Source organism: Streptomyces triculaminicus, from assembly GCF_017349075.1.
Classification (GTDB): Bacteria; Actinomycetota; Actinomycetes; order Streptomycetales; family Streptomycetaceae; genus Streptomyces; species Streptomyces triculaminicus.
Genome location: NZ_JAFMOF010000004.1, coordinates 37,029 through 57,622 on the forward strand (window position 1 = coordinate 37,029; position 20,594 = coordinate 57,622).

Annotated in this window: 26 protein-coding genes and 2 pseudogenes; 15 read left to right on the forward strand and 13 right to left on the reverse strand. The window is 74.0% G+C overall.

What is annotated here, in order from left to right:
• The first annotated feature begins 81 nt into the window (after positions 1-81).
• The 11 genes and pseudogenes from J1792_RS24105 to J1792_RS24150 all read left to right on the forward strand — a co-directional run bounded on the left by J1792_RS24105 (position 82) and on the right by J1792_RS24150 (position 9,500).
• The gene (locus J1792_RS24105; protein WP_086568006.1) at positions 82-1,824 is read left to right on the forward strand and encodes an enoyl-CoA hydratase-related protein; all 1,743 of its coding nucleotides are present in this window, start codon (positions 82-84) and stop codon (positions 1,822-1,824) included.
• Positions 1,825-1,860: 36 nt separating this feature from the next.
• The gene (locus J1792_RS24110; RefSeq protein WP_086568004.1) at positions 1,861-2,910 is read left to right on the forward strand and encodes an NADH-quinone oxidoreductase subunit B family protein; all 1,050 of its coding nucleotides are present in this window, start codon (positions 1,861-1,863) and stop codon (positions 2,908-2,910) included.
• Positions 2,911-2,950: 40 nt separating this feature from the next.
• Positions 2,951-4,736: pseudogene (locus tag J1792_RS24115) on the forward strand (nickel-dependent hydrogenase large subunit).
• A 15-nt stretch (positions 4,737-4,751) separates the two neighbouring features.
• Complete coding sequence (locus J1792_RS24120) at positions 4,752-5,255, forward strand: NifU-related iron-sulfur-binding protein (protein WP_086575506.1); 504 nt, start codon at positions 4,752-4,754, stop codon at positions 5,253-5,255.
• Complete coding sequence (locus J1792_RS24125) at positions 5,252-5,914, forward strand: DUF5947 family protein (RefSeq protein ID WP_242705243.1); 663 nt, start codon at positions 5,252-5,254, stop codon at positions 5,912-5,914. Before J1792_RS24120 ends, J1792_RS24125 begins: the two co-directional genes overlap by 4 nt.
• Positions 5,911-6,129, forward strand: coding sequence for a hypothetical protein (locus J1792_RS24130; RefSeq protein WP_207248201.1), 219 nt, complete (start codon positions 5,911-5,913; stop codon positions 6,127-6,129). Before J1792_RS24125 ends, J1792_RS24130 begins: the two co-directional genes overlap by 4 nt.
• Positions 6,126-6,791, forward strand: a complete 666-nt coding sequence (locus J1792_RS24135) for a DUF6084 family protein (RefSeq protein ID WP_207248202.1) — start codon at positions 6,126-6,128, stop codon at positions 6,789-6,791. The genes J1792_RS24130 and J1792_RS24135 overlap by 4 nt, the downstream gene beginning before the upstream one ends.
• On the forward strand, positions 6,788-7,915 hold the full coding sequence (locus J1792_RS24140; RefSeq protein ID WP_207248203.1) for a hypothetical protein: 1,128 nt from the start codon (positions 6,788-6,790) through the stop codon (positions 7,913-7,915). The genes J1792_RS24135 and J1792_RS24140 overlap by 4 nt, the downstream gene beginning before the upstream one ends.
• Complete coding sequence (locus J1792_RS24145) at positions 7,912-8,766, forward strand: hydrogenase maturation protease (protein WP_307843078.1); 855 nt, start codon at positions 7,912-7,914, stop codon at positions 8,764-8,766. Before J1792_RS24140 ends, J1792_RS24145 begins: the two co-directional genes overlap by 4 nt.
• Before the next feature lie 5 nt (positions 8,767-8,771).
• Positions 8,772-8,903: a DUF6893 family small protein gene (locus J1792_RS35145; RefSeq protein ID WP_278186390.1), complete on the forward strand. Its 132-nt coding sequence runs from the start codon at positions 8,772-8,774 to the stop codon at positions 8,901-8,903.
• A 45-nt stretch (positions 8,904-8,948) separates the two neighbouring features.
• A complete protein-coding gene (locus tag J1792_RS24150; RefSeq protein ID WP_086571905.1) occupies positions 8,949-9,500 on the forward strand; it encodes a YciE/YciF ferroxidase family protein in 552 nt (183 codons plus the stop codon).
• A 22-nt stretch (positions 9,501-9,522) separates the two neighbouring features.
• Here the strand turns inward: J1792_RS24150 and J1792_RS24155 are convergent, their stop codons facing one another.
• Genes J1792_RS24155 through J1792_RS24190 form a run of 8 tightly spaced genes read right to left on the reverse strand, consistent with a single transcriptional unit; the run spans position 9,523 to position 12,829 of the window.
• The gene (locus J1792_RS24155; protein WP_179198973.1) at positions 9,523-9,789 is read right to left on the reverse strand and encodes a gas vesicle protein K; all 267 of its coding nucleotides are present in this window, start codon (positions 9,787-9,789) and stop codon (positions 9,523-9,525) included.
• The gene (locus J1792_RS24160; RefSeq protein ID WP_086571909.1) at positions 9,786-9,983 is read right to left on the reverse strand and encodes a gas vesicle protein; all 198 of its coding nucleotides are present in this window, start codon (positions 9,981-9,983) and stop codon (positions 9,786-9,788) included. The genes J1792_RS24155 and J1792_RS24160 overlap by 4 nt, the downstream gene beginning before the upstream one ends.
• Positions 9,980-10,798, reverse strand: a complete 819-nt coding sequence (locus J1792_RS24165) for a GvpL/GvpF family gas vesicle protein (RefSeq protein WP_307843079.1) — start codon at positions 10,796-10,798, stop codon at positions 9,980-9,982. The genes J1792_RS24160 and J1792_RS24165 overlap by 4 nt, the downstream gene beginning before the upstream one ends.
• Positions 10,795-11,124 carry a gas vesicle protein gene (locus J1792_RS24170; protein WP_086571911.1) on the reverse strand — a complete coding sequence of 110 codons (330 nt, stop codon included), beginning with the start codon at positions 11,122-11,124 and terminating at the stop codon, positions 10,795-10,797. The genes J1792_RS24165 and J1792_RS24170 overlap by 4 nt, the downstream gene beginning before the upstream one ends.
• On the reverse strand, positions 11,121-11,336 hold the full coding sequence (locus J1792_RS24175) for a gas vesicle protein GvpG (protein ID WP_086571913.1): 216 nt from the start codon (positions 11,334-11,336) through the stop codon (positions 11,121-11,123). The genes J1792_RS24170 and J1792_RS24175 overlap by 4 nt, the downstream gene beginning before the upstream one ends.
• The gene (locus tag J1792_RS24180) at positions 11,333-12,049 is read right to left on the reverse strand and encodes a GvpL/GvpF family gas vesicle protein (protein ID WP_086571915.1); all 717 of its coding nucleotides are present in this window, start codon (positions 12,047-12,049) and stop codon (positions 11,333-11,335) included. The genes J1792_RS24175 and J1792_RS24180 overlap by 4 nt, the downstream gene beginning before the upstream one ends.
• Positions 12,046-12,459: a gas vesicle structural protein GvpA gene (locus tag J1792_RS24185; RefSeq protein WP_086571917.1), complete on the reverse strand. Its 414-nt coding sequence runs from the start codon at positions 12,457-12,459 to the stop codon at positions 12,046-12,048. Before J1792_RS24185 ends, J1792_RS24180 begins: the two co-directional genes overlap by 4 nt.
• A 58-nt stretch (positions 12,460-12,517) precedes the next feature.
• Positions 12,518-12,829, reverse strand: coding sequence for a gas vesicle protein GvpO (locus J1792_RS24190; protein WP_086571919.1), 312 nt, complete (start codon positions 12,827-12,829; stop codon positions 12,518-12,520).
• A gap of 117 nt (positions 12,830-12,946) precedes the next feature.
• Between J1792_RS24190 and J1792_RS24195 the strand changes: the two genes are divergently transcribed.
• The gene (locus J1792_RS24195) at positions 12,947-13,117 is read left to right on the forward strand and encodes a hydrophobic protein (protein ID WP_086571921.1); all 171 of its coding nucleotides are present in this window, start codon (positions 12,947-12,949) and stop codon (positions 13,115-13,117) included.
• Between the two features lie 116 nt (positions 13,118-13,233).
• On the opposite strand, the gene J1792_RS24200 is transcribed toward J1792_RS24195, so the two are convergent.
• From J1792_RS24200 to J1792_RS24215, 4 genes are all read right to left on the reverse strand, one after another.
• Positions 13,234-14,136 (reverse strand): coiled-coil domain-containing protein, encoded by a 903-nt coding sequence (locus J1792_RS24200; RefSeq protein WP_086571923.1) that lies wholly within the window; start codon positions 14,134-14,136, stop codon positions 13,234-13,236.
• Positions 14,137-14,234: 98 nt separating this feature from the next.
• Positions 14,235-14,420, reverse strand: coding sequence for a CsbD family protein (locus J1792_RS24205; protein ID WP_086571924.1), 186 nt, complete (start codon positions 14,418-14,420; stop codon positions 14,235-14,237).
• A 175-nt stretch (positions 14,421-14,595) separates the two neighbouring features.
• A complete protein-coding gene (locus tag J1792_RS24210; RefSeq protein WP_179198974.1) occupies positions 14,596-16,719 on the reverse strand; it encodes a catalase in 2,124 nt (707 codons plus the stop codon).
• A gap of 144 nt (positions 16,720-16,863) precedes the next feature.
• The gene (locus J1792_RS24215; RefSeq protein WP_086571926.1) at positions 16,864-17,826 is read right to left on the reverse strand and encodes an SDR family NAD(P)-dependent oxidoreductase; all 963 of its coding nucleotides are present in this window, start codon (positions 17,824-17,826) and stop codon (positions 16,864-16,866) included.
• 143 nt (positions 17,827-17,969) lie between these two features.
• Between J1792_RS24215 and J1792_RS24220 the strand changes: the two genes are divergently transcribed.
• The 3 genes from J1792_RS24220 (at position 17,970) to J1792_RS34405 (ending at position 19,992) form a co-directional block, all read left to right on the forward strand.
• Positions 17,970-18,389 carry a CBS domain-containing protein gene (locus J1792_RS24220; protein WP_207248204.1) on the forward strand — a complete coding sequence of 140 codons (420 nt, stop codon included), beginning with the start codon at positions 17,970-17,972 and terminating at the stop codon, positions 18,387-18,389.
• Positions 18,390-18,620: 231 nt separating this feature from the next.
• Positions 18,621-19,397: a SigB/SigF/SigG family RNA polymerase sigma factor gene (locus J1792_RS24225; RefSeq protein WP_086575235.1), complete on the forward strand. Its 777-nt coding sequence runs from the start codon at positions 18,621-18,623 to the stop codon at positions 19,395-19,397.
• Positions 19,398-19,422: 25 nt separating this feature from the next.
• Entirely contained in the window at positions 19,423-19,992 is a 570-nt protein-coding gene (locus J1792_RS34405; protein ID WP_242646575.1) for a hypothetical protein, read from the forward strand.
• A gap of 225 nt (positions 19,993-20,217) precedes the next feature.
• Here the strand turns inward: J1792_RS34405 and J1792_RS35900 are convergent.
• Positions 20,218-20,586, reverse strand: a pseudogene (locus J1792_RS35900) (PAS domain-containing protein); the annotation flags it as partial.
• Between the last annotated feature and the right edge of the window lie 8 nt (positions 20,587-20,594).

The window sequence follows — 20,594 nt, forward strand, 5'->3', positions numbered from 1 at the left end:
CGGCGCGCTTCGGTGACGATCGGTCACGGACGGCGCCGACCTCGGGCCGTCGTGCTCCCGCGCACCAGGAGGGCCGTCGCCATGCGCATCCTTGTCGTCGCCAGCGCTTTCAACAGCCTCGCCCAGCGGGTCTTCGCCGAGCTCGGCGACCGGGGCCACACCACGTCCGTGGCCGTGGTGGACGGAACGCCGTCGCTGTGCGCGGCCGTCCGCCGGCACCGGCCGGAGCTGGTCGTGGCCCCGATGCTCACGACCGCGATCCCCCGGGAGGTCTTCTCGCGCCACACCTGTCTGATCGTCCATCCCGGGCCGCCCGGCGACCGGGGGCCGGCCTCGCTGGACCGGGCCCTGACGGACGGCGAGGTCCGCTGGGGTGTCACCGTGCTTCAGGCGGAGGAGGAGCTGGACGCCGGGCCGGTGTGGGCGTCGGCGGGCTTCGCCGTGCCCCCGGGGGTGACCAAGAGCGAGCTGTACCGCGGCGAGGTGGCGGACGCCGCGGTCGCGGCGCTGCTGCTGGCGGTGGAGCGGTTCGCGTCGCGGTCGTGGACGCCCAGGGCGCAGACCGGGTTCCCGGTACGGACGCGCCCCTGGCTGCCGCAGGGCGAGCGGCGGATCGACTGGGCCGCGCAGCCCACGGAGTCGGTGCTGCGCACGCTGCGCGCGGCCGACTCGCAGCCCGGGGTGCGCGACGAGCTGCTGGGCGGCGAGTGGTTCCTGCACGGCGGGCACGGCGAGGACCGGCTGCGGGGCAGGCCGGGCGCGGTGCTGGCGACGCGGGCCGGCGCGATCTGCCGGGCGACGGCCGACGGCGCGGTGTGGATTCCCCAGCTGCGGCGCTGTCGCTCGGGGGACGGGCCGCGCGGCATCAAGCTGCCGGCCGTGACGGCGCTGGGCGACGCGCTGCCCGCCGTGCCGGACGTACCGGCTCCGCTGGAGCTCCCGGCGCATCGGGAAACCTGGAGCGACATCCGCTACACCGAGCGCGGCGAGGTGGGCTTCGTACGGTTCCGCTTCCCCGGCGGGGCGATGAGCGCGGTGCAGTGCCGGCGGCTGCTCAACGCCTACCGGTTCGCGTGCCGCCGGCCGACGTCGGTGATCGTGCTCGGCGGCGAGCGGGACTTCTTCTCCAACGGCATCGATCTGAACGTCATCGAGGCGGCGGCCGACCCGGCCGAGGAGTCCTGGGCGAACATCAACGCGATGGACGACCTGGTCGAGGCGGTGCTGACCACCACCGACCGGCTCGTCGTCGCGGCGGTGGCGGGCAACGCCGCGGCGGGCGGGGCGATGCTGGCGCTGGCGGCGGACGAGGTGTGGTGCCGGGCGGGCACGGTCGTCAATCCGCACTACCGGCTGATGGGCCTGTACGGCTCGGAGTACTGGACGTACACGCTGCCCCGGCGGGTGGGCGCGGCCCGGGCCGCGACGCTGATGGCGGAGGCGGCGCCGGTGAGCGCGGCCCGCGCCCGGGCGCTGGGGCTGGTGGACCGCATCGTGCCGGGTCCGGCGCAGGAGTTCGCGGGGGCGGTCACCCGGATGGCGGCGGACCTCATCGGTGAATGCGACGTGCACCTGAGGATCGCGGTGAAGAAGGCCGCGCGGGAGCGGGACGAGTCCCTCAAGCCGCTGGCGGCCTACCGCGCGGAGGAGCTGGAGCGCATGCGCGCGGTGTTCTTCTCGCCCGACGCGCCGTATCACGCGCTGCGGTCGGCGTTCGTGCGCAAGCGGCCGCCGGGCGACACGGCGGAGCGGTTCGACGCGCTGTCGCGGCTCCCACGGCAGGATATGCATATTGCCGGAAAAGAAGCGGTATGCGAATTTTAGGCTCGGGCACCTCAGGGCACCGAAGGGACACCGCCGATGGGCTTCGAGTCGATGACACCGGGCTTCGAGGAGGTTCACATCCTCTGGACCTCCGAGGGCATGAGCTGCGACGGCGACACGGTCTCGGTGACCGCCGCCTCCCTGCCGAGCCTGGAGGACGTCCTCCTCGGCGCCATCCCGGGACTGCCCAAGGTCCATCTGCACAACAAGGTGCTGGCCTACGAGACCGGCGACGACTTCATGGCCGCCTTCCACCAGGCGGCCCGCGGCGAGCTGGAGCCGTTCATCCTCGTCGTCGAGGGGTCGATCCCCAACGAGAACATCAGCGGCGAGGGCTACTGGTCCGCGATGGGCAACGACCCGGAGACCGGCGAGCCGATCACCCTCGACGCCTGGCTCGACCGCCTGGCCCACCGGGCGTGGGCCGTGGTCGCGATCGGCACCTGCGCCGCCTACGGGGGCATCCACGCCATGGCGGGCAACCCCACCGGCTGCATGGGACTGGTCGACTACCTCGGCAAGGACTTCCGCTCGGCCGGCGGCCTGCCCGTGGTCAACGTGCCCGGCTGCCCGGTCCAGCCGGACAACTTCATGGAGACCCTGCTGTGGGTGCTGCACCAGGCGGCGGGACTGGCCCCGGTCATCCCGCTGGACGAACAGCTGCGCCCGACCTGGCTGTTCGGCAAGACCGTGCACGAGGGCTGCGACCGGGCCGCGTACTACGAGCAGGGCGACTTCGCCAAGGACTACAACTCCCCCAAGTGCCAGGTGAAGATCGGCTGCTGGGGGCCGGTGGTCAACTGCAACGTCACCAAGCGGGGCTGGATGGACGGTGTGGGGGGCTGCCCGAACGTCGGCGGCATCTGCATCGGATGCACCATGCCGGGCTTCCCCGACAAGTTCATGCCCTTCATGGACGAGCCGCCCGGCGGCTCCCTGTCCTCGGCCCTGATGAGCGTCTACGGGCCGTTCGTCCGCACCCTGCGCTCCCTCACCAACACCAGCGCCAACCGCGAGCCCCGCTGGCGGCACCCCGGGGAGACGCTGACCAGCGGATACGAGCCGCGCTGGCACGGCCGGGACTGACCGGGCCGGCCGCACCAGGAACCACGAGAGGAACCGATCAGTGGCGACCGCCCAGGACACCGACGCGGCACGGAACGACCTCACCGAGGTCGCGTTCGACCCCATCACCCGGATCATCGGCAATCTGGGCATCTACACGAAGATCGACTTTCCGGCCCGGAAGGTCGTCGAGTGCCGCAGCACCTCGTCGATCTTCCGCGGCTACAGCGTCTTCATGAAGGGCAAGGACCCCCGGGACGCCCACTTCATCACCAGCCGGATCTGCGGGATCTGCGGCGACAACCACGCCACCTGCTCGGTCTACGCCCAGAACATGGCCTACGGCGTCAAGCCGCCGCCGCTCGCCGACTGGATCATCAACCTCGGCGAGGCCGCCGAGTTCATGTTCGACCACACCCTCTTCCAGGACAACCTGGTCTTCGTCGACTTCTGCGAACGCATGGTCAAGGAGACCAACCCCGGCGTCCTCGAACGCGCCGAACGCACCCCCGCCCCGCGCGGCGACGTCCACGGCTACCGGACGATCGCCGACATCATGCGCGCCTTCAACCCCTTCGAGGGCGAGGTGTACAAGGAAGCGCTGCGCATGAGCCGGCTAACCCGGGAGATGTGCTGCCTGATGGAGGGGCGCCACGTCCACCCCTCCACGCTCTACCCCGGCGGCGTCGGCACCGTCGCCACCCCCCAGGTCTTCACCGACTACCTCGTGCGCCTCACCCGCTGCCTGGACTTCATCAAGCGCGGGGTGGCCCTCAACGACGACGTCTTCGACTTCTTCTACGAGGCCCTGCCCGGCTACGAGGAGGTCGGCCGGCGGCGCACCCTGCTCGGCTGCTGGGGCTGCTTCCAGGACCCCGAGGTAGTCGACTACGACTACCGGAACATGAACACCTGGGGGAACGCCATGTTCGTCACCCCCGGGATCGTCGTCGACAACAAGCTGGTCACCACCGACCTCGTCGACATCAACCTGGGCCTGCGGGTGCTGCTCGGCAGCTCGTACTACGAGGACTGGACCGGCGAGGAGACCTATGTCGACAAGGACCCGCTCGGCAACCCCGTCGACCAGCGCCACCCCTGGAACCAGACCACGCTGCCCAAGCCGCAGAAGCGCGACCTGGACGGCGGCAACTACAGCTGGGTGATGAGCCCGCGCTGGTACGACCAGCGCACCGGCGACCATCTCGCCCTCGACACCGGCGGCGGCCCGCTCGCCCGCCTGTGGACCACCGCCCTGGCCGGCAAGGTGCGCACCCCCTACGTCCGCTCCACCGGCCACAGCGTCGAGATCGACCTGCCGAAGACCCCCTCGACCCCGAGCTGCGCCTCGAGTGGAAGCCCCCGCCCTTCCCCAACACCATCGAACGCGACCGGGCCCGGATGTACTTCGTCGCCTATGCGGCCGGCATGGCCCTGTACTTCGTCGAGCGCGCCCTGGAGGAGGTACGGGCCGGGCACACCAAGGTCTTCCAGGACTTCAAGGTCCCCAAGGAGGCCATCGGCGCCGGCTTCCACGAGGCCGTGCGCGGGGTGCTCTCCCACCACCTCGTCATCCGCGACGGCAAGATCGCCAACTACCACCCCTACCCGCCCACCCCCTGGAACGCCAGCCCCCGCGACCACTACGGCACCCCGGCCCGTACGAGGACGCGGTGCAGGGCATGACGCTCTTCGAGGAGAACGGCCCGGAGAACTTCAAGGGCATCGACATCATGCGCACCGTCCGCAGCTTCGACCCCTGCCTGCCCTGCGGCGTCCACATGTACCTCGGCGGCGGGCGCACGGTGCGGCAGAGCCACTCGCCGACTTTCGGCGCCCTGGCCTGACGGGAGAGGCCCGCGATGACCTGGAACGATGATGAGACCCGCGACCATGTCGCGCGCGCCGAGGCCCTGCTGTCCTCGCTCGCGGCCCTGCCCGAGGAGGCCGTCCGCGAACAGGTCGCGGACGCCCTGCACGCCGTCGTCGAGCTGTACGGCCAGTGCCTGGCGCGCGTCCTGGAGCACACCGCCGGCCCCGCCCGCGACGCCCTCGTCGCCGACGAGCTCGTCGGCCACCTCCTGCTGGTGCACGATCTGCACCCCGAGCCCGCCGAGGCGCGGGTGCGGCGCGCCCTGGGCCCGCTGCACGGGGCGGAGCTCGTCGCGATCGAGGGAGGCACGGCCCGGGTCCGGCTGACGGCGGGCGGCTGCGGTTCCCGCGCGGAGCGGGCCGAGGAGGACGTCCGCGCCGCGGTGACCTGGGCGGCGCCGGAGATCGAGCGGGTGGAGGTGACGGAGTCGGCGCCCGAGGCGCTGATCCCGGTCGACTCCCTCTTCCGCACCGGCACGGCGAGCGGGACGTGACGGCCGTCCCCGTCGCGGCGCGACGGCTGCGGGAGCTGGCCGGCCGCCCCTCCCCCGCGCCCGCCCCGGCCGCCGCCGCGCCGGAGCGGTGCGACCTGTGCGCGGAGCCGGTGCCGGCCGGGCACCGGCACCTGCTGGACCTCGCGGACGGCGCCGCGCTGTGCTCCTGCCGCGCCTGCGCACTGTTGTTCGATCACCGGGAGGCGGGCGGCAGGCACTACCGGCTGCTGCCCACCCGCCGGATCCGCCTGGCGGGCCACCGGATCGACGACCTGCTCTGGGCGGCGCTCGGCGTGCCGGTGGGGCTGGCGTTCTTCGTCCGCGACGGCACCTCGGGGCGGACCGCCGTGAGCTACCCGAGCCCGCTGGGAGCCGTGCGCTCCACCGTGGACCCGGACGTCTGGGCCGAGCTCGCCAGCGCCCTGCCGGGGTCCGCGCGGCCGGCCGACGACGTCGAGGCGCTGCTGGTCAACCGGGCCCTGGAGCCGCACGAGCACTGGATCGTCCCACTGGACGACTGCTATCGCCTGGTGGCGGTGGTCCGCGCACACTGGAAGGGCCTGACCGGCGGCCGGGAGGCATGGTCCCGGATCGCCTCGTTCTTCGCGGAGCCGGTGCCGTCCGCGCCGGCCCCCGACGATCCATGGGAGGCGACATGACGCAGCACAACGGCATCAGGGTGGGCAAGCCCGAGGTGCGCCCCGACAAGGCCGCGCACGTCCCCGGCGTGCGCCAGGGCAACCACCAGGGCGCCCACAAGCGGCAGCCCGGCCACCAGCGCGACGACCGGTCCTCCTCCCGCAGGTCGACCGGCATCAATCCGGGGCCGAAGAACCCGATCCTGCCCGGCATGCCCAACCTCTCGCCCGCGTGAGCGCGCCCGCACCGCACGACGCGGACATCGCCGACCTGTCCTTCGCCGTCACCGGCGCCCGGCCCCTGGAGCACGCGGCCGTGCCGACCCTGGCGTTCCGGCTGGCCGTGACCCGGACCGGCGGCGGGCCGGTCCGCTCGGTCAGCCTGACGACGGACGTACGCATCGCGGTGGAGCGCCGCCGCTACCGGGAGGAGGAACGGCTCGCGCTGGCCCGGCTGTTCGGCCAGCCCGAACAGTGGGCCACCGGCATGCGCCCGCTGACCTGGGCCCGGCTGACCACCGTCCTGCCGCCCTTCGACGACACCACGGCCGTCGACCTGCCGGTGCCCTGCACCCGCGAGTGCGAACTGGCCGTCACCGCCTACTTCGAGGCCGTACGGGACGCCGACGTGCCGCTGGACTTCCTCTTCAGCGGCACCGTCTTCCACACCGACGCCACGGGACGGCTGCGGACCTCGCAGATCTCCTGGGCCCGGGACTGCTCCTACCGGCTGCCCGCCGCCCAGTGGCACGCCCTGACGGGCCGGTACTTCGGCGGGCTGAGCTGGCTGCGGGTCTCGCAGGACACCCACGCCCTGCTCGGCGCCTACCGCGCCCGGCACGCACTGACCGACTGGGACGAGACGGTGCGCACCCTGCTCGAAGGGGCGACGCGATGAGCGGTGCGATGGGCGCCGCCGGCGTCGGCGAAGACGTCGGCGAAGGCGTCGGCGAAGGCGTCGACGAGGCCGTCGAGAAGATCGCCCGCACCTGCCTGTACGAGGGCTATCTGCTGTGGCCGTACCGCAGGTCGGCGCTGAAGAACACCCGGCGCTGGACCTTCGGCGGCGTCTTCCCGCAGACCCGGGCGCGGTCCTGCGGGGAACGGGACATGGTGCGCGCCGAGGTGCTGCTCGAGGCGGCCGACGAGGCGCGGCTGACCGTGCGGGTGCGGTTCCTGCACGTCCTCGAGCGGCAGGTGCACCGGGTGCGCGCGGACGGGGGCAGGGAGCCGGTGGACTCCCTCACGGTCGCCGGTCGGCGCCATCTGACGTGGCAGGAGGCCACCGAGCACGAGTGGGTCCTGCCGCCGTGGTCCCCCGCCGACGGCCCCCTCCACACCGAGGTCCACGCGCCGGCGGTCACGGACGAGGAGCCGCTGCCCGGCGACGAGGGACGCCCGGCCGGGTTCCTGGTCCGTACCCGCCGGCCGCTGTCCGGCACCGTGACCCTGGAGGCCGTCCCCGTGGCGGACGGCGTACGGCGGATCGGCGTCGCCGTCCGCAACACCACCCCCTGCCCGGAGCCCGGCGGCGACCCGCGCACCGCCCGCGACGAGCTGGCCCCGTACGCGTTGGTCTCCACCCACCTGGTGCTCGGCTGCGAGAGCCCCGGGGCGTTCGTCTCGCTCGCCGACCCGCCCGCCGCCCTGCGGGAGGCGGCCGGCGCCTGCCGGAACGACGGCACCTGGCCCGCGCTGGTGGCCGGGTACGACGGCCCGCGGGGCGGGGACCGGCAGCGGTCCCGGGCCGTGCTGGCCTCGCCCGTCACCCTCGAGGACTTCCCGGCCGTCGCCCCGGAGAGCCCCGGCGACCTCTTCGACGGCGGCGAGATCGACCAGCTCCTGATCCTCAACGTGCTCGCCCTCACGCCGCACGAGCGGGAGGAGGCCCGCGCGAGCGACCCCCGGGCCCGCGAGATCCTCGACCGCTGCGCCGCCCTGTCCCCCGACGACCTGATGGCCCTGCACGGCACGATCCGGGGCTTCGCCCCCGCCGTCCGGTCCCTGGAGGAGGAGCGATGACGACGGGCGGCACGGTGCTGGTGGACGGGGTGCGGCTCGGCCGCGGCAGCAGGGTCCGGCTGCGGCCCGGCGGGGGCGCGGACGTCCTCGACCTGGCGCTGGCCGGGCGGACGGCCGAGGTCGAGGCGGTGGAGGAGGACCTCGAGGGCCGGGTGCAGCTGGTCGTCACGCTGCACGGCGACATGGGACGCGACTTCGCGACCGGCCTCGGACACCGCTTCTTCTTCTCGCCCGAGGAGGTCGAGCCCGTCGGGGACTCGCCCGCCGGGGCGCCGCACCGCGTGCTCCTCGCGGGTATCGGCAACGTCTTCCTCGCCGACGACGCCTTCGGGCCCGAGGTCGTCGCCGCCCTGCGCGGCCACCCGCTGCCGCCCGGCGCCCACCTGGCCGACTTCGGCATCCGCGGCATGGACCTGGCCTACCGGCTGCTGGACGGCTACGACGCGGCGGTGCTCGTCGACGCGGCGCCGCGCGGCGGCGAGCCCGGCACCCTGTACGTCATCGACGTGGACGACGGCCCGGACGCCGCCGGCGCCGCGGGCCCGGGGCCGGCGGCCGCGCCGGAGGCCCACGGCATGGATCCGGTGAAGGTGCTCGCGCTGGCCCGGGAGCTGGCCCGCGAGGAGGGCGTGTCCCTGCCCCGCCTGGTGGTGCTCGGCTGCGAGCCGCTGATCCGGATGCGCGGCGACGAGCCCGACGTGGCCTTCGGGCTCAGCGAGCCCGTACGGGCGGCGGTCGGCCGGGCCGTCCCGCTGCTGCTGTCCCTGACGAGCGATCTGCTCGCCGCCCCCCGCCGCCGCCTGGAGTCCGCCGCGGCGGCCACGGCGTCGCCCGCTGTGCCGAGGAGGTGACCGACATGAGAAACGGGATCTTCATCCCGGCGGTCGTGGTACGCATCGCCGTAGGCGTCATCGCTGCGGCGGTCGTCACGGCGATCGTCGCCAGCGCCCCCGACGCGGTGCGCTACATCAAGATGGAAACCATGTAGCCCGAAACACGCAGCCCCCAGCACGCAGCCCGAAGGACGCGCACCATGAGCCACCCCACCGTCGACGACGTGTTCGTCACCCACCTGCGGGACGCCCACGCGCTGGAGCGGCTGATGGACACCGCGCTCGGGGCGCTGATCGCCACGGCCGGCGCGCCGGAGCTGCGCGAGCCGCTGGAGCACCACCAATCCCTCACCCGGCGGCACATCATCGCCCTCGAGGAGCGCCTGGCCGCCCACGCCGACCGGCCGTCGGCGGTCAAGGACGCGGGGCTGGCCACCGCCGCGATCGGCGAGGCCCTGCTGGCCAGGGCGCGCGGCGACCATGCGGGCAAGCACGCCCGCGACGCCTACGTCCTGATCCATCTCGCGGCCGCCGGCTACGAGATGCTGGGGCATCTGGCCCGGCGCGCGGGCGACGAGGAGACCGCCCGCCTGGTCGCGGAGCACCTGGCCGACGAGCGGGCCTCCGCCGCGGCCATCGACGCCCGGTGGGACCTGGTGCTGGATCTGTCCCTGCGGCACGCGGGGGTGCTGTCCGCGCCGCCGGTCGGCCCGCCGCGCAGCCTGCGGGGCGTCGCCGGCGGGGACGGCTGAACGCCGCACGGGAAGACGGCGGTCACAGCAGCGTTCCGAGCGGTCCGAGGTCGAGGTTGAGGTCCTCCGGGCGCAGGCCGTGCAGGGCGCACAGCTCCTCCATGCGCTCCGCGAGCGCCATGAGGGTCAGGCCGATCCGCTCCTCCTGCTCCTCGGTGAGGTCGCCCGCCTCGGCGCGGCGCAGCGCCTGGCGCTCCATCAGCTGCCGCAGCAGTTCCACGACGGTGAGCACCAGCCGGGCCAGGTCGCGCTCGGCTGTGTCCCGGTCCAGTTCCACGCGGCGTGTCATGTCCCCGCCTCCCATGGGCTGGGCACGATGGCGTCGACGGAGCTGATGAGGGCGTGCAGGTCGATGCGGACGAGGTCGACGTCGGCGATCCGCAGGGTGAGGTCGCCGGCGATCACGACGCCGCCCGCCAGGAGCCGGTCGAGCAGGTCGACCAGGGCGGGGCCGCGGTCGGCGGGGACGGCGTGGCCGGTCACGGGGACTCCGGGGAGGCGTCGGTCCCGGCGAAGGAGTAGGGGGCCCAGGGGCCGGTCAGGTCCACGCGCATCCCGTCGCGCGGGGCGCGTTCGGCCAGGCGGGCGACGGCCGAGGTGAAGCGGGGGCCGTCCTCGCGCCGTACGAGGTACGCGGCGTTGAGGACGTTGCGGCCCGCCTGGCCGGAGAGGCGGGGGTTCTGCGGCGGGTGGAGGCGGGTCTCCTGCGCGAGGGCGGTGAGGGTGGTGTGGATGCCGCGCGCGACGTCGTCCTCGTGCCGTGCTCCCTCCCGGGCCGCGTGCCGTTCGGCGGCGCGGCGGCGGAGGTAGTCGCGGCCGGACGCGGCGGCGCGCGGGGTGTCCTCGCGTGGCGCGGCGGCCGCCCCCGGCGGCCGGCCCGTGCCCAGGGCGTGGACCTTGACGCCCCATTCGGTGCGGCCGTCCAGCCGGTCGAGGGCCGCGAGCAGCTGTTCGTGGCGGGCGCCGAGCATCGTGCGGACGCCCTCCTCATCGTGGAAGACCGTCGCCAGGCGCAGCGGCAGGACGCTCGGGGCCACGGCGGCGGCCGCGCCGATCACCCTCTGGTGGGCGCGGGCGGTCCGCTCCAGCCAGTCGAGGTCCTCCAGGTGTTCGGCCAGCCCCTGTTCGTCGTGGTCCGTCGCGGGCACCGGCCCGGCCAGGACCATGAGCTCCCGGTGGCGCACGGCGCGTACGGGCCCGTCGGCGACGCCGGTGACGGTCTCCAGGGCGCCGGCGACGGCGTCGGAGGCGCGGACGACGGCGTAGGCGTACAGGTAGCGCGTATGTGTGGGGTTCACCCGGATCCCTCCTGCCCGGCTCGTTTCTCCAGTTCGGCGACGCGCGCCGCGAGTCGCCCGACGTCGGCGCCGGCGCCCTCGGCCAGTTCCTCGCGGCGGGCGTGGGAGGAGAGCGAGGGGTCGCTCTCCCACCAGTCGATCCCCATCTCCTTGGCCTTGTCGACGGAGACGACGATCAGCCGCAGCCGGATGGTGAGGAGCTCGATGTCGAACAGGTCGACGCGGATGTCCCCCGCGATGACGATGCCCTTGTCGAGCACCCGTTCAAGGATGTCGGCGAGATCGGCCGGTCCCTCGGAGGGGACCGGCGCCCTGCGCTCGTTCATGTCGCCCCGCTTCCGCCGGCCGGCCGGTGCGTGCGCTCCAGGCGGTCGAGCAGGGCGTCCTCGAGCCGGTCGAACTCCTCGTCGTCGATGCGGCCCGCCGCCCTGCTCTCCTCCAGCGCCTTGAGTTCGCCGCGCACCACGGCCGGGTCGTAGTACAGCCGCTCCGCCTCCGCCACCACCCGGCGCAGCACCCAGCCGACGAAGCCGATCATTCGACGAAGCTGTAGGGCGGCAGCGGGCCGTGGACGGTCAGCTCCAGCTGGGGGTGCGTCTTCTCGAGCCGGCGAACCTCGTCCAGCAGGCGCCGGGCGGCGGCCTCCTCGATGAGGTAGGAGACGTTGAGGAAGCAGCCGGAGTTCTCCGGCCCGGTCCGCTCCCGCTCCGCCAGCGGGGCCAGCGCCTCGCGCACCAGCTCGGCGTCGCGGCCCTCGCGCTCGCGCACCCCCTGGGCGACCAGCTCGCCGAAGCGCAGCCGTTGTTCGTACGAGCCGCCGCCGTCGGCCTGGTTGGCCGCGGCCAGGCTGCGCAGGCCGGCGTTCTCGGCGAGGACGAGGTGCAGGACGGCGTCCTCGCGGTGGACGGCCTTGACGTTGTACTCGACGCGGCCGCTCAGCCTCACCAGCTGTTCGCGGTAGCGGTCCGCGTGCTCGTCGAGGACGTCGCGGACGCGGTCGTCGCTGTCGGAGAGGCTGCCGAAGCGCATGGGCAGGAGGGGGGCGCGCCGGCCGACCTCGGTGACGACGTTCTGGTGGGCCAGCAGGTCGCGCCGCTTGGGCCGCAGCCGTTCGGGGCAGTCGCTGACCACCGCGGCCAGGTCGTCGTGGGTGACCAGGCGTACGGGCAGCGGCGGGTCGCCGATCCCGGTGAGGTTCTCGGGCAGCGGGCCGCGGCCCAGGTGTGCGATGCCGTAGACGTAGGTGGTCACTGGTCCTCCTCCTTCTTCTTACGGGAGGTGGTGGTGCCACTGCTCTCGGTGTCCTTGCCGCGCACGGTGCGGACCGCGTCCTGCACGGTCTGCGCGGCTCCGGAGAGGGCGCCCTTGGTCTTGCCGCGGGCCCCGCTCTCGGTCATCTGCCCGACGATGTCGGGCAGTCCGGCGCTCCGGTGCGGGCCGGCCTCCAGGTCGAGGCGGTTGCACGCCTCGGCGAAGCGCAGATAGGTGTCGACGCTGGCGACCACGACCCGCACGTCGATCTTCAGGATTTCGATGCCGACCAGTGAGACACGCACGAACGCGTCGATCACCAGTCCGCGATCGAGGACGAGTTCCAGGACGTCGTACAGGCCACTGGTACCGCCTGCGCCGCCGCCCTGTTCCATCGGGACAACGCTCATCTCGGACAGCTTCCCCTCGCCCCCGACGGCCGGTTCCGGCCCGGCACACGTTCGGGTCTCAGCGGGAGTTGGTCCTGCCGCGTTCGTAGCGCCGTACGCGGCGGTAGCCGGTGAGCAGGCCGTCGGTGTCGAGGGTCACCTCGTAGAGCGCCATCACGCTCATCGTCTCGGGGACGCGGGCGATCTCGACCACCTCGGCCTCCAACTCCCAGCCCTCTTCGGTCCGTTCGAAACGGGATATGCCTTCCGGGCGCAGTCCGGTCAGTTCCGCGAACTGTTCATGGGCCGCGCGCAGGACCTGAGGTGCCGTAAGGGCCGGTTTTCCGGGCTCGGGGGATGAAGTTTCCTTGGATTTCCTCGGATCAGTCATGGGGCCTCGGTATCGGTCTTGGGGCCTTGTTCTCCGGCTACCACGGCGATGATTTTCCAAACCTCAGGATTGAAGGGCCGATTGCGGGGCAGCCGGTCGATCGGAGGTTGATATCCCATGGTTCCTCTTCTTCTCGTTCTCCTGCTCGCCCTGATCCTTTTCGGGGCCGGATTCGCCGTCAAGGTCCTGTGGTGGGTCGCGGTGGCCGTGCTCGTGATCTGGCTGCTCGGCTTCGTCATGCGTTCCGCCGACGGCGGCGGAAGCCGCGGTCGCTGGTACCGATGGTGAGATCACCCGCACGGTCCGAGGCCGCCGGGCGTGAGCCCGGCGGCCTTTCGCGTGCTCCCTCGTGCCGCTCCTGGTGCCACCCCGGGCCCCCGGGAGCCGTGAGGTGACGCGCGCCGTCAGGTGAGGCGCTCGGCATCCGCCTCGGCGGCCTCGGCCGCGCGGCGGGCCGAGCGCCAGGCGCGCTCCGCGGCGCGGACGCGGCCCTGGATCTCCCGCACCCGTTCGTGGGCGGCGCGCCGGCGGTCCTCGGCGTCGGCGAGTTCGGCGGCCAGCTCCTCCAGCTGCCGCTGGGCGTCCCGTTCGGCCTTCTCCGCCCGGTCCGCCTCCTCGCGGGCGCGGCCCAGTTCCTCCTCGCGGCTGTGCGACTCCTTCCTGGCGTCGCGCGCCTGCCGCCGGGCGAGGTCGAGTTCCTCGCCGCGCCGGGCCCGGCGGGCGCGCGCCGCGGCCAGGTCGGTGACGCGCGCCCCGGGGCCTCGCTCGCGCGACGGCCCGGACGGGGCGGGCGCCGGCGGTGCCGCGAGCCGCTCCGCCGCGTCGGGGGCGAGCCCGGGGAAGCCGGTCGCCGGGGCGGGCGGCCTGGCCAGCCGGCCCGCGGCCCACTCCTGTGCCGCGCCGGGGTCCGCCAGGACCGTGTGCAGCGTCTCCTCGACCTCGCGCCGTACGTCCTCGCCCACCGGGTGCCCGGCCTCCTCGGCGAGCCGGCTCGCCTGCGCGGACAGCGAGACCACCAGGGCGCGCTGCCGGCGGCCCAGCTCGCGCAGCCGTCCGCCGTCGAGGTCGCGGTGGGCGGCGCGCAGGGCCTCGCCGAGCCCCAGCAGCGCCTCGGCCTCGTCCGGGCGGGCGCGCACCAGGAGGTTGCTCACCCAGGCCGGCAGCGTGGGGCGGCGCAGCGCCCTCAGCCGCCGGGCCAGCTCGAGGTCGCCGTCCCGGCGGGCCTGGGCGGCCCACCGGTCGCGGGCGGCGGTGAACTCCTCCGGCCGCAGCAGGAAGAGCTCGTCGATGACGTTCTCCGGGTCCATGAGGGGCTTGTTCCCTCTGCCTTCCGTCCGCAGGGCTCGCACATGGGGTACGGCAGTGACCCCGCTGTCCGGGTCACTGCCGTACCGTACGCGCGTCGCTACTCGTGGTGCTTCTTTTTGACGTTCTGCCGGAGATTCTCCACCGTGTCGTGAAGGTGTCCCTTCGTCTTCTCCACGCGGCCCTCGGTCTCCAATCCCTTGTCGCCGGTGACCCGGCCGGTCGTCTCCTTGAGCTTGCCCTTGGCCTGCTCGGCCTTCGCCTTGGCCTTGTCCTTGGCACTCATGCCGTAGCACTGCCTTTCGAAGAGAGGTGATCGTGTTGTCGGGAGCGGGCGGGCGCATCGCTCCCGGGCCCGTGCCGCTCCCATGCCGTGTACCCCCTCACGGTCCAGTCTCCCGCCGCGGTCCCGCCCGCGCACCTCGTCGGCCGCGCCGTGCGGCGCGAAGTGGTCACGCCCGTCAGTTGAGCAGGCCGGGACGATAGGGGAAGCGGTGTCGCGCCAGGGCGGCGGCCAGGGCGTCGGCGACGTCGTCCGCCGTGGCGGTGCCGTTGCCGGTCAGGACGCCGTGGTCGGGCGCCGACTCGCCCAGGACGACGGCTTCGGGCACCTTGGCCTCGGTGAGCAGCCGGGTGCCCTCGCCGAGGGCGGCCAGCGGCTTGCCGTGGCGGTAGGCCTCCTCCACGAACCGTACGGCCGCGGGGTCGGCGGCCAGCGCGGACACCGCCTCCTTGCCGTCGGCGACCAGCACGGCGTCGTAGAGGACCGAGGCCATGGTGGGCAGCGCGCGGTCCACCTTCAGGCTGCCGCCGTCGGCGCCCCGGACGCTGCCGCCCCTGGCGGCCAGCACCTCGACGATCGCGCCGTCGGCGGCCAGGCGCTCGCGGACGGCCGTCACGTGCCCGGCGTCGGTGCCCTCGGCGGCCAGCACCGCGACCTTGCGGGTGCGGATGCCGGAGCCGAGGAGGTTCTCCTGGCTGAGGGCGGGAGAGGTGGCCGAGGGGACGCCGGCGACCGGTTGCGGGGCCGGCAGGCCGACGCCCTCGGCGACCGACTTGGCGAGGTCGCCGTTGACGTTGGCCAGATTGCCGACCATGCGCTCGCGCACCTCGGTGGAGCCGACCTTGCCGAGCTCGAAGCGGAAGGCCTCGACGATGTGGCGCCGCTCCCAGTCCGACATGCTGTTCCAGAACAGGGCCGCCTGGCTGTAGTGGTCCTGGAAGCTCTCGCTGCGCACCCGGATCTTCTGCCCGTCGACGCGCTCGGCGTAGTGCCGGAAGACGCCCGCGCCGCCGCCGGCACCGGCGTGCGCCGGACAGCCGCCGCCCAGGGAGTTGGGGAAGTAATTGGTGCCCGGGTGGATGACCTGCTGGCCGAACCCGTCGCGGTGGTTGTGGTGGACGTCCGCGATGGGGCGGTTGACCGGGATCTGGCTGAAGTTGGGGCCGCCGAGGCGGATGAGCTGGGTGTCGAGGTAGGAGAAGTTGCGGCCCTGGAGCAGCGGGTCGTTGGTGAAGTCGATGCCGGGCACGACGTTCGCGGTGTGGAAGGCGACCTGTTCGGTCTCGGCGAAGAAGTTCTGCGGGTTACGGTCGAGGACGAGCCGGCCGATGGGACGTACCGGCACCTGCTCCTCGGGGATGATCTTCGTGGCGTCGAGCAGGTCGAAGTCGAAGGAGAACTCGTCGGACTCCGGTACGAGCTGCACGCCGAGCTCCCACTCGGGGTACTCGCCGGCCTCGATGGCCTCCCACAGGTCCCGCCGGTGGTAGTCGGGGTCGCGTCCGGCGGTGATCTGCGCCTCGTCCCAGACCTGGGAGTGGACGCCCAGCTTCGGCTTCCAGTGGAACTTCACGAACGTGCCGCGGCCGTCGGCGGTGACGAAGCGGAAGGTGTGCACGCCGAAGCCCTGCATCATCCGGAAGCTGCGCGGGATGGCCCGGTCGGACATCGCCCACATGAGCATGTGGGTGGTCTCCGGCTGCAGGGAGGCGAAGTCCCAGAAGGTGTCGTGCGCGGTGCCGCCGGTGGGCATCTCGTTGTCCGGCTCCATCTTCACCGCGTGGACGAAGTCGGGGAACTTGATGGCGTCCTGGATGAAGAACACCGGGATGTTGTTGCCGACGAGATCGTAATTTCCCTCGCGCGTATAGAACTTGGTGGCGAAGCCGCGCACGTCACGCACCGTGTCCGCCGAGCCGCGCGGGCCCTGGACGGTGGAGAAGCGCACGAAGACGGGCGTGCGGCGGCCGGCCTCGGCGAGGAAGTCGGCGCAGGTGTACTCGCTCAGCGACTCGTACGGCTCGAAATAGCCGTAGGCGCCCGCGCCCCGGGCGTGGACGACGCGTTCGGGGATGCGCTCGTGGTCGAAGTGGGTGATCTTCTCGCGGTTGTGGAAGTCCTCGAGCAGCGTGGGGCCGCGCGTTCCGGACCGCAGCGCGTTGTCGGTGTCGTCGACCCGTACGCCCTGGTCGGTGGTGAGGGCGTCGCTCTCGGGGGCGGCACGGAAGCGTGCCAGCTGCTCGTCCTTGGCGTCCTTGGGGGCGGGGTTCCCCCGCTGATGCGATTGGTGGTGGGCGGACACGCGCGTACTTCCTTCCGCGTGGGGTCATCCGGAGGGGAGGACTCGGCGGCACGGCGCCGCTCGCCTCCTCAGGCTCACCCGCGTTCCCCCGGCGGGCAACCCGAAACCGCCGACCGGGCGCGGCCCGGACGGCCCCCGGGCGGTTCAGGACGGCTGCTGGTTGAAGCGGCGGGCGGCGCGGTCGTTGAGCCGGGTGAGACGGTGCAGGGCCGTGGAGTGGGCGCCACGGGCGGCGACGCGCCCGGGTACGTTGCGCCGGGGCGCCTCGCCGGCGGCGGGCAGCAGCCGGGCGCCCAGCGTCAGGACGCGGGTGGTGGTCGCGGGGGCGACGCCGTGCAGCCGGACCGCGGCCTTGGCGACGGGGGTGAGCACCAGCTCGGGCCGGCGCTGCGCGGCGGCCCGGACGACGGCGCGCGCCGCCCGCTCGGCGTCCATCGACAGCCCGGGCAGCCCCGCCGCGACGGCGAACCAGGCGTACTCCTTGGAGGGCCGGCCGCTGAAGCGTGCGGCCGTGTGGGATCCCGTGCGCATCAGGCCCGGCAGGACGGTGGTCACGCTGATGCCCTCCGCCGCCAGTTCCGCGCGCAGCCCCTCGGAGAGCCCGGCGGCGGCGAACTTGGCGCCGACGTACGGCAGCAGGTGCGGGGCGGCCACGCGGCCGCCGATGGAGCTGATGTTGACGATGCGGCCGTCGCCGCGCTCGCGCAGGGCGGGCACCGCGGCCAGGACCAGGCGCAGCGGGGCGAAGTACATCGTCTCCATGGCGTCGCGGAAGTCGGCCTCGGTCATGGCGGACAGCGGGCCCACCTGGATGACCCCGGCGTTGTTGACGAGGATGTCCAGGCCGCCGAAGGCCTCGTGGGCGGCGGCGACGAGCCGCTGCGGGGCGTGCTTGTCGGTGACGTCGCAGGCCAGGTAGGTGACGGGGGCGGCTTCGCCGCGCAGCATCTCCGCCGCGGAGGCGAGCTCCTCCTCGTCGCGGGCGCACAGCAGCACCGAGCACCCCCGGCGGGCCAGTTCCCGGGCGATGAGCAGGCCCAGGCCCCGGGACGAGCCGGTCACCAGCGCCGCGCGGCCTGCCAGGCGGTCATGGGACGAGCGGGCCACGGAACCACCTCCTTCGCTGTCCGCCAAGTGTCCCCCGGCCCGGCCGTCGGCGCCGCTCGGCGGAGGCGGCGGACCCGGTGTCGGCCCGGCGACGCGGGGTACCCGGCACGCGCCCGACCGACCGACGCATGAAGAGGATGACGATGACACGACTGGTCAAGGACGTGATGACGGCGGGCGTCACCACGGTGTGGACGGAGGCCTCGCTGGCCGAGGTCGCGCAGATGATGCGCGACCAGGACGTCGGGGACGTGGTGGTGGCCTGTGGTGACACGGTGGTGGGCCTGATCACCGACCGGGACATCACCGTGCGCGCCGTCGCCGACGGGGTGGATCCGCTCTCGCTGAGCGCCGGTTCGGTGTGCACCCCGGACCCGGTGGTGATCGGCCCGCACGAGCCCGCGGAGCGGGCGGCCGCGCTGATGCGGCGGCACGCGGTGCGGCGGCTGCCGGTGGTCGAGGACGGCCGGCCCGTGGGGCTGGTGAGCCTGGGCGACCTGATGAGGGAGCGGGATCCACGCGCGGCGCCGGCCGGCGCCGGCCGTGCGGAACCCGGCCGCTGAACCGCGCGGCCCGGAGGCATGGGGAGGCCATGGCGGGGGCGTCACGGCGGGGCGGAACGGCCGGCGGGTTTGGGCGATCGTCGCGCGGGCAGCCGCCCCGTGTGCTTCGGACCGGAGGCACGCCGCGAGAACAGGACTCCCCGCCCTGGCCGTGCGGCGCTGCCCCGGCGTCCGCGCGAGGCGAGCCGCCGGCCCGGGAGACCCGATCCCCCGAGGAGACGAGTCACCGCCATGCGCCCTTCCCGACACCCCCACGACGACGCCCCCGACACCGCGGCCGCGTTCCGCCGCATCGCCCGCCTGCCCAAGGGCCCCGAACAGGACGAGCTGCGCCGCCAGGTCGTCACCGCCTGGCTGCCGATGGCCGATCGTCTGGCCGTGCAGTTCCGCAACCGCGGCGAGTCCACCGAGGACCTGCACCAGGTCGCGGCGCTCGGCCTGGTCAAGGCCGTGCACCGCTACGACCCCGACCGTGGGACGGCGTTCGCGGGCTTCGCCGTGCCCACGGTCGTGGGGGAGATCAAGCGCCACTTCCGCGACCACATGTGGGGCGTCCATGTGCCCCGCCGGGTGCAGGACCTGCGCAACCGGGTCCGCCGCGCCCGCAACGAGCTGGCCAAGGGCCCCGACGGCTCCGGCCCCACCGTCGGTGAGATCGCCCAGCACGCCGGGCTGACCGAGGAGGAGGTACGGACCGGGCTGGAGGCCATCGACAGCTACGCCACGCTCTCGCTCGAGGCGGAACCCCGCCGCGGCGACGGCCAGGCGCTGCTGGACTCGCTGGGCGGCCCGGACGGCCGGCTGGACGTCGTGGTGGACCGGGTGGCGGCCGAACCCCGGCTGAGGTCGCTGCCCCGGCGTGAGCAGGAGATCCTCTACCTGCGGTTCTTCCGCGACATGACGCAGCGCCAGATCGCCGAGGTCATGGGCATCTCGCAGATGCACGTATCGCGCCTGCTCAGCCGCTGCTGCGCCCGGCTGCGCGAGGAGATCACGGCGGAGGCCTGAGCGGGCCGCCCAGCGCGAGGCCCGTGTGCCGGGCGACCCTCTCCAGCACCCCCGCCTCGGCCATGGAGAACGGCCCGGCCCCTCCCCCGGCCCGTCCGCGGTACGCAGGAGCGTCAGCACGGCCGCCACCGCCGGGCCGCCCGCGCCTTCCGGCCGGCGCACCGGCAGACAGGCCAGCGAGACCACCCCGGCCCGGGTGACCAGCGCGTTGTCCTCGCCGTCCCGGCCCAGGCAGTCGGCGTCCTCCGGCCGCACCCGCACCGTGACCACCCCTCCCACCGCCGCCCCGGCCACCACCGGGCAGGCCGCCGGGTCCTGGGCGCGCAGGGCCGCCGCGACGGCGCCGTCCTCGTGCCCCGGCGGAGCGGCCACGGCGCAGCGCCGCAGCCGCCCGGAGTCCTCCACCAGGTCGGCGATCGCCCAGTCGGCGGCCGTCGCGCGCAGCGCCCGGGTCACCGCCCGCAGGATCTCCTCGGGGCCGCCGGTGCGGGCCGTCAGCAGGGCGGTCGCCACCTCGTCGGCGATGTCCAGCAGCAGCGTCTCCCGTTCGGCCGCCGGCGGCGCGGGGCGCGCGGGGCCGGGCGGCGTGCCGTAGCCGGCGGGCGGCCGGGGGGCCGGGAGGTGTCCGGGAGCCTGGAAGACGGCCAGTACGGCGTTGCGGGCCGTCAGCAGGGCGGTCGCCACCTCGTCGGCGATGTCCAGCAGCAGCGTCTCCCGTTCGGCCGCCGGCTACGGCACGCCGCCCGGCCCCGCGCGCCCCGTCGCCGCGGGCGACGGCGGCCGCCTGGGTGCGCAGGGCGGCCCGGTCCTCGGGCCGCAGGAAGGACGCGAGGGGGCGTCCGGCGGCGTAGCCGGCGCCGACGCCCAGCAGGCGGGCGGCCTCCTGGTTCAGCCGCCGCAGGGTGCCGTCGCGGTCGAGCAGGGCGACGGGCAGGGGGAGCCGCTGGAAGAGCAGGCGCAGCAGCTGTTCCTCGCGTCGGCCGGGGCCGGTGCCCGTCCCGGCCCGGCGCGCCCGTTCCTCGTAGTGCGGCCACAGCACGTCGGCCGCGTACCGCAGTTCGATCAGCGCGGCCTCCAGCGCCGGCGCCCGCCGGTCCGGCGCGAGGCCCCGCGCGCCTTCCAGTTCCGCGATCCGCGCCCGGAAGTCCCGCAGGTCCTCGCCTAGTTCGTCCCAGTCCTCACCGGCCATGACGTCAC

Bases quoted from the DNA above. Each gene is read 5' to 3' on its own strand.
- J1792_RS24105 (WP_086568006.1), top strand. From the start codon at position 82: ATGCGCATCCTTGTCGTCGCCAGCGCTTTCAACAGCCTCGCCCAGCGG.
- J1792_RS24110 (WP_086568004.1), top strand. From the start codon at position 1,861: ATGGGCTTCGAGTCGATGACACCGGGCTTCGAGGAGGTTCACATCCTC.
- J1792_RS24120 (WP_086575506.1), top strand. From the start codon at position 4,752: ATGACCTGGAACGATGATGAGACCCGCGACCATGTCGCGCGCGCCGAG.
- J1792_RS24130 (WP_207248201.1), top strand. From the start codon at position 5,911: ATGACGCAGCACAACGGCATCAGGGTGGGCAAGCCCGAGGTGCGCCCC.
- J1792_RS24140 (WP_207248203.1), top strand. From the start codon at position 6,788: ATGAGCGGTGCGATGGGCGCCGCCGGCGTCGGCGAAGACGTCGGCGAA.
- J1792_RS24145 (WP_307843078.1), top strand. From the start codon at position 7,912: ATGACGACGGGCGGCACGGTGCTGGTGGACGGGGTGCGGCTCGGCCGC.
- J1792_RS35145 (WP_278186390.1), top strand. From the start codon at position 8,772: ATGAGAAACGGGATCTTCATCCCGGCGGTCGTGGTACGCATCGCCGTA.
- J1792_RS24150 (WP_086571905.1), top strand. From the start codon at position 8,949: ATGAGCCACCCCACCGTCGACGACGTGTTCGTCACCCACCTGCGGGAC.
- J1792_RS24155 (WP_179198973.1), bottom strand. From the start codon at position 9,789: ATGACACGCCGCGTGGAACTGGACCGGGACACAGCCGAGCGCGACCTG.
- J1792_RS24170 (WP_086571911.1), bottom strand. From the start codon at position 11,124: ATGAACGAGCGCAGGGCGCCGGTCCCCTCCGAGGGACCGGCCGATCTC.
- J1792_RS24175 (WP_086571913.1), bottom strand. From the start codon at position 11,336: ATGATCGGCTTCGTCGGCTGGGTGCTGCGCCGGGTGGTGGCGGAGGCG.
- J1792_RS24185 (WP_086571917.1), bottom strand. From the start codon at position 12,459: ATGAGCGTTGTCCCGATGGAACAGGGCGGCGGCGCAGGCGGTACCAGT.
- J1792_RS24190 (WP_086571919.1), bottom strand. From the start codon at position 12,829: ATGACTGATCCGAGGAAATCCAAGGAAACTTCATCCCCCGAGCCCGGA.
- J1792_RS24195 (WP_086571921.1), top strand. From the start codon at position 12,947: ATGGTTCCTCTTCTTCTCGTTCTCCTGCTCGCCCTGATCCTTTTCGGG.
- J1792_RS24200 (WP_086571923.1), bottom strand. From the start codon at position 14,136: ATGGACCCGGAGAACGTCATCGACGAGCTCTTCCTGCTGCGGCCGGAG.
- J1792_RS24205 (WP_086571924.1), bottom strand. From the start codon at position 14,420: ATGAGTGCCAAGGACAAGGCCAAGGCGAAGGCCGAGCAGGCCAAGGGC.
- J1792_RS24220 (WP_207248204.1), top strand. From the start codon at position 17,970: ATGACACGACTGGTCAAGGACGTGATGACGGCGGGCGTCACCACGGTG.
- J1792_RS24225 (WP_086575235.1), top strand. From the start codon at position 18,621: ATGCGCCCTTCCCGACACCCCCACGACGACGCCCCCGACACCGCGGCC.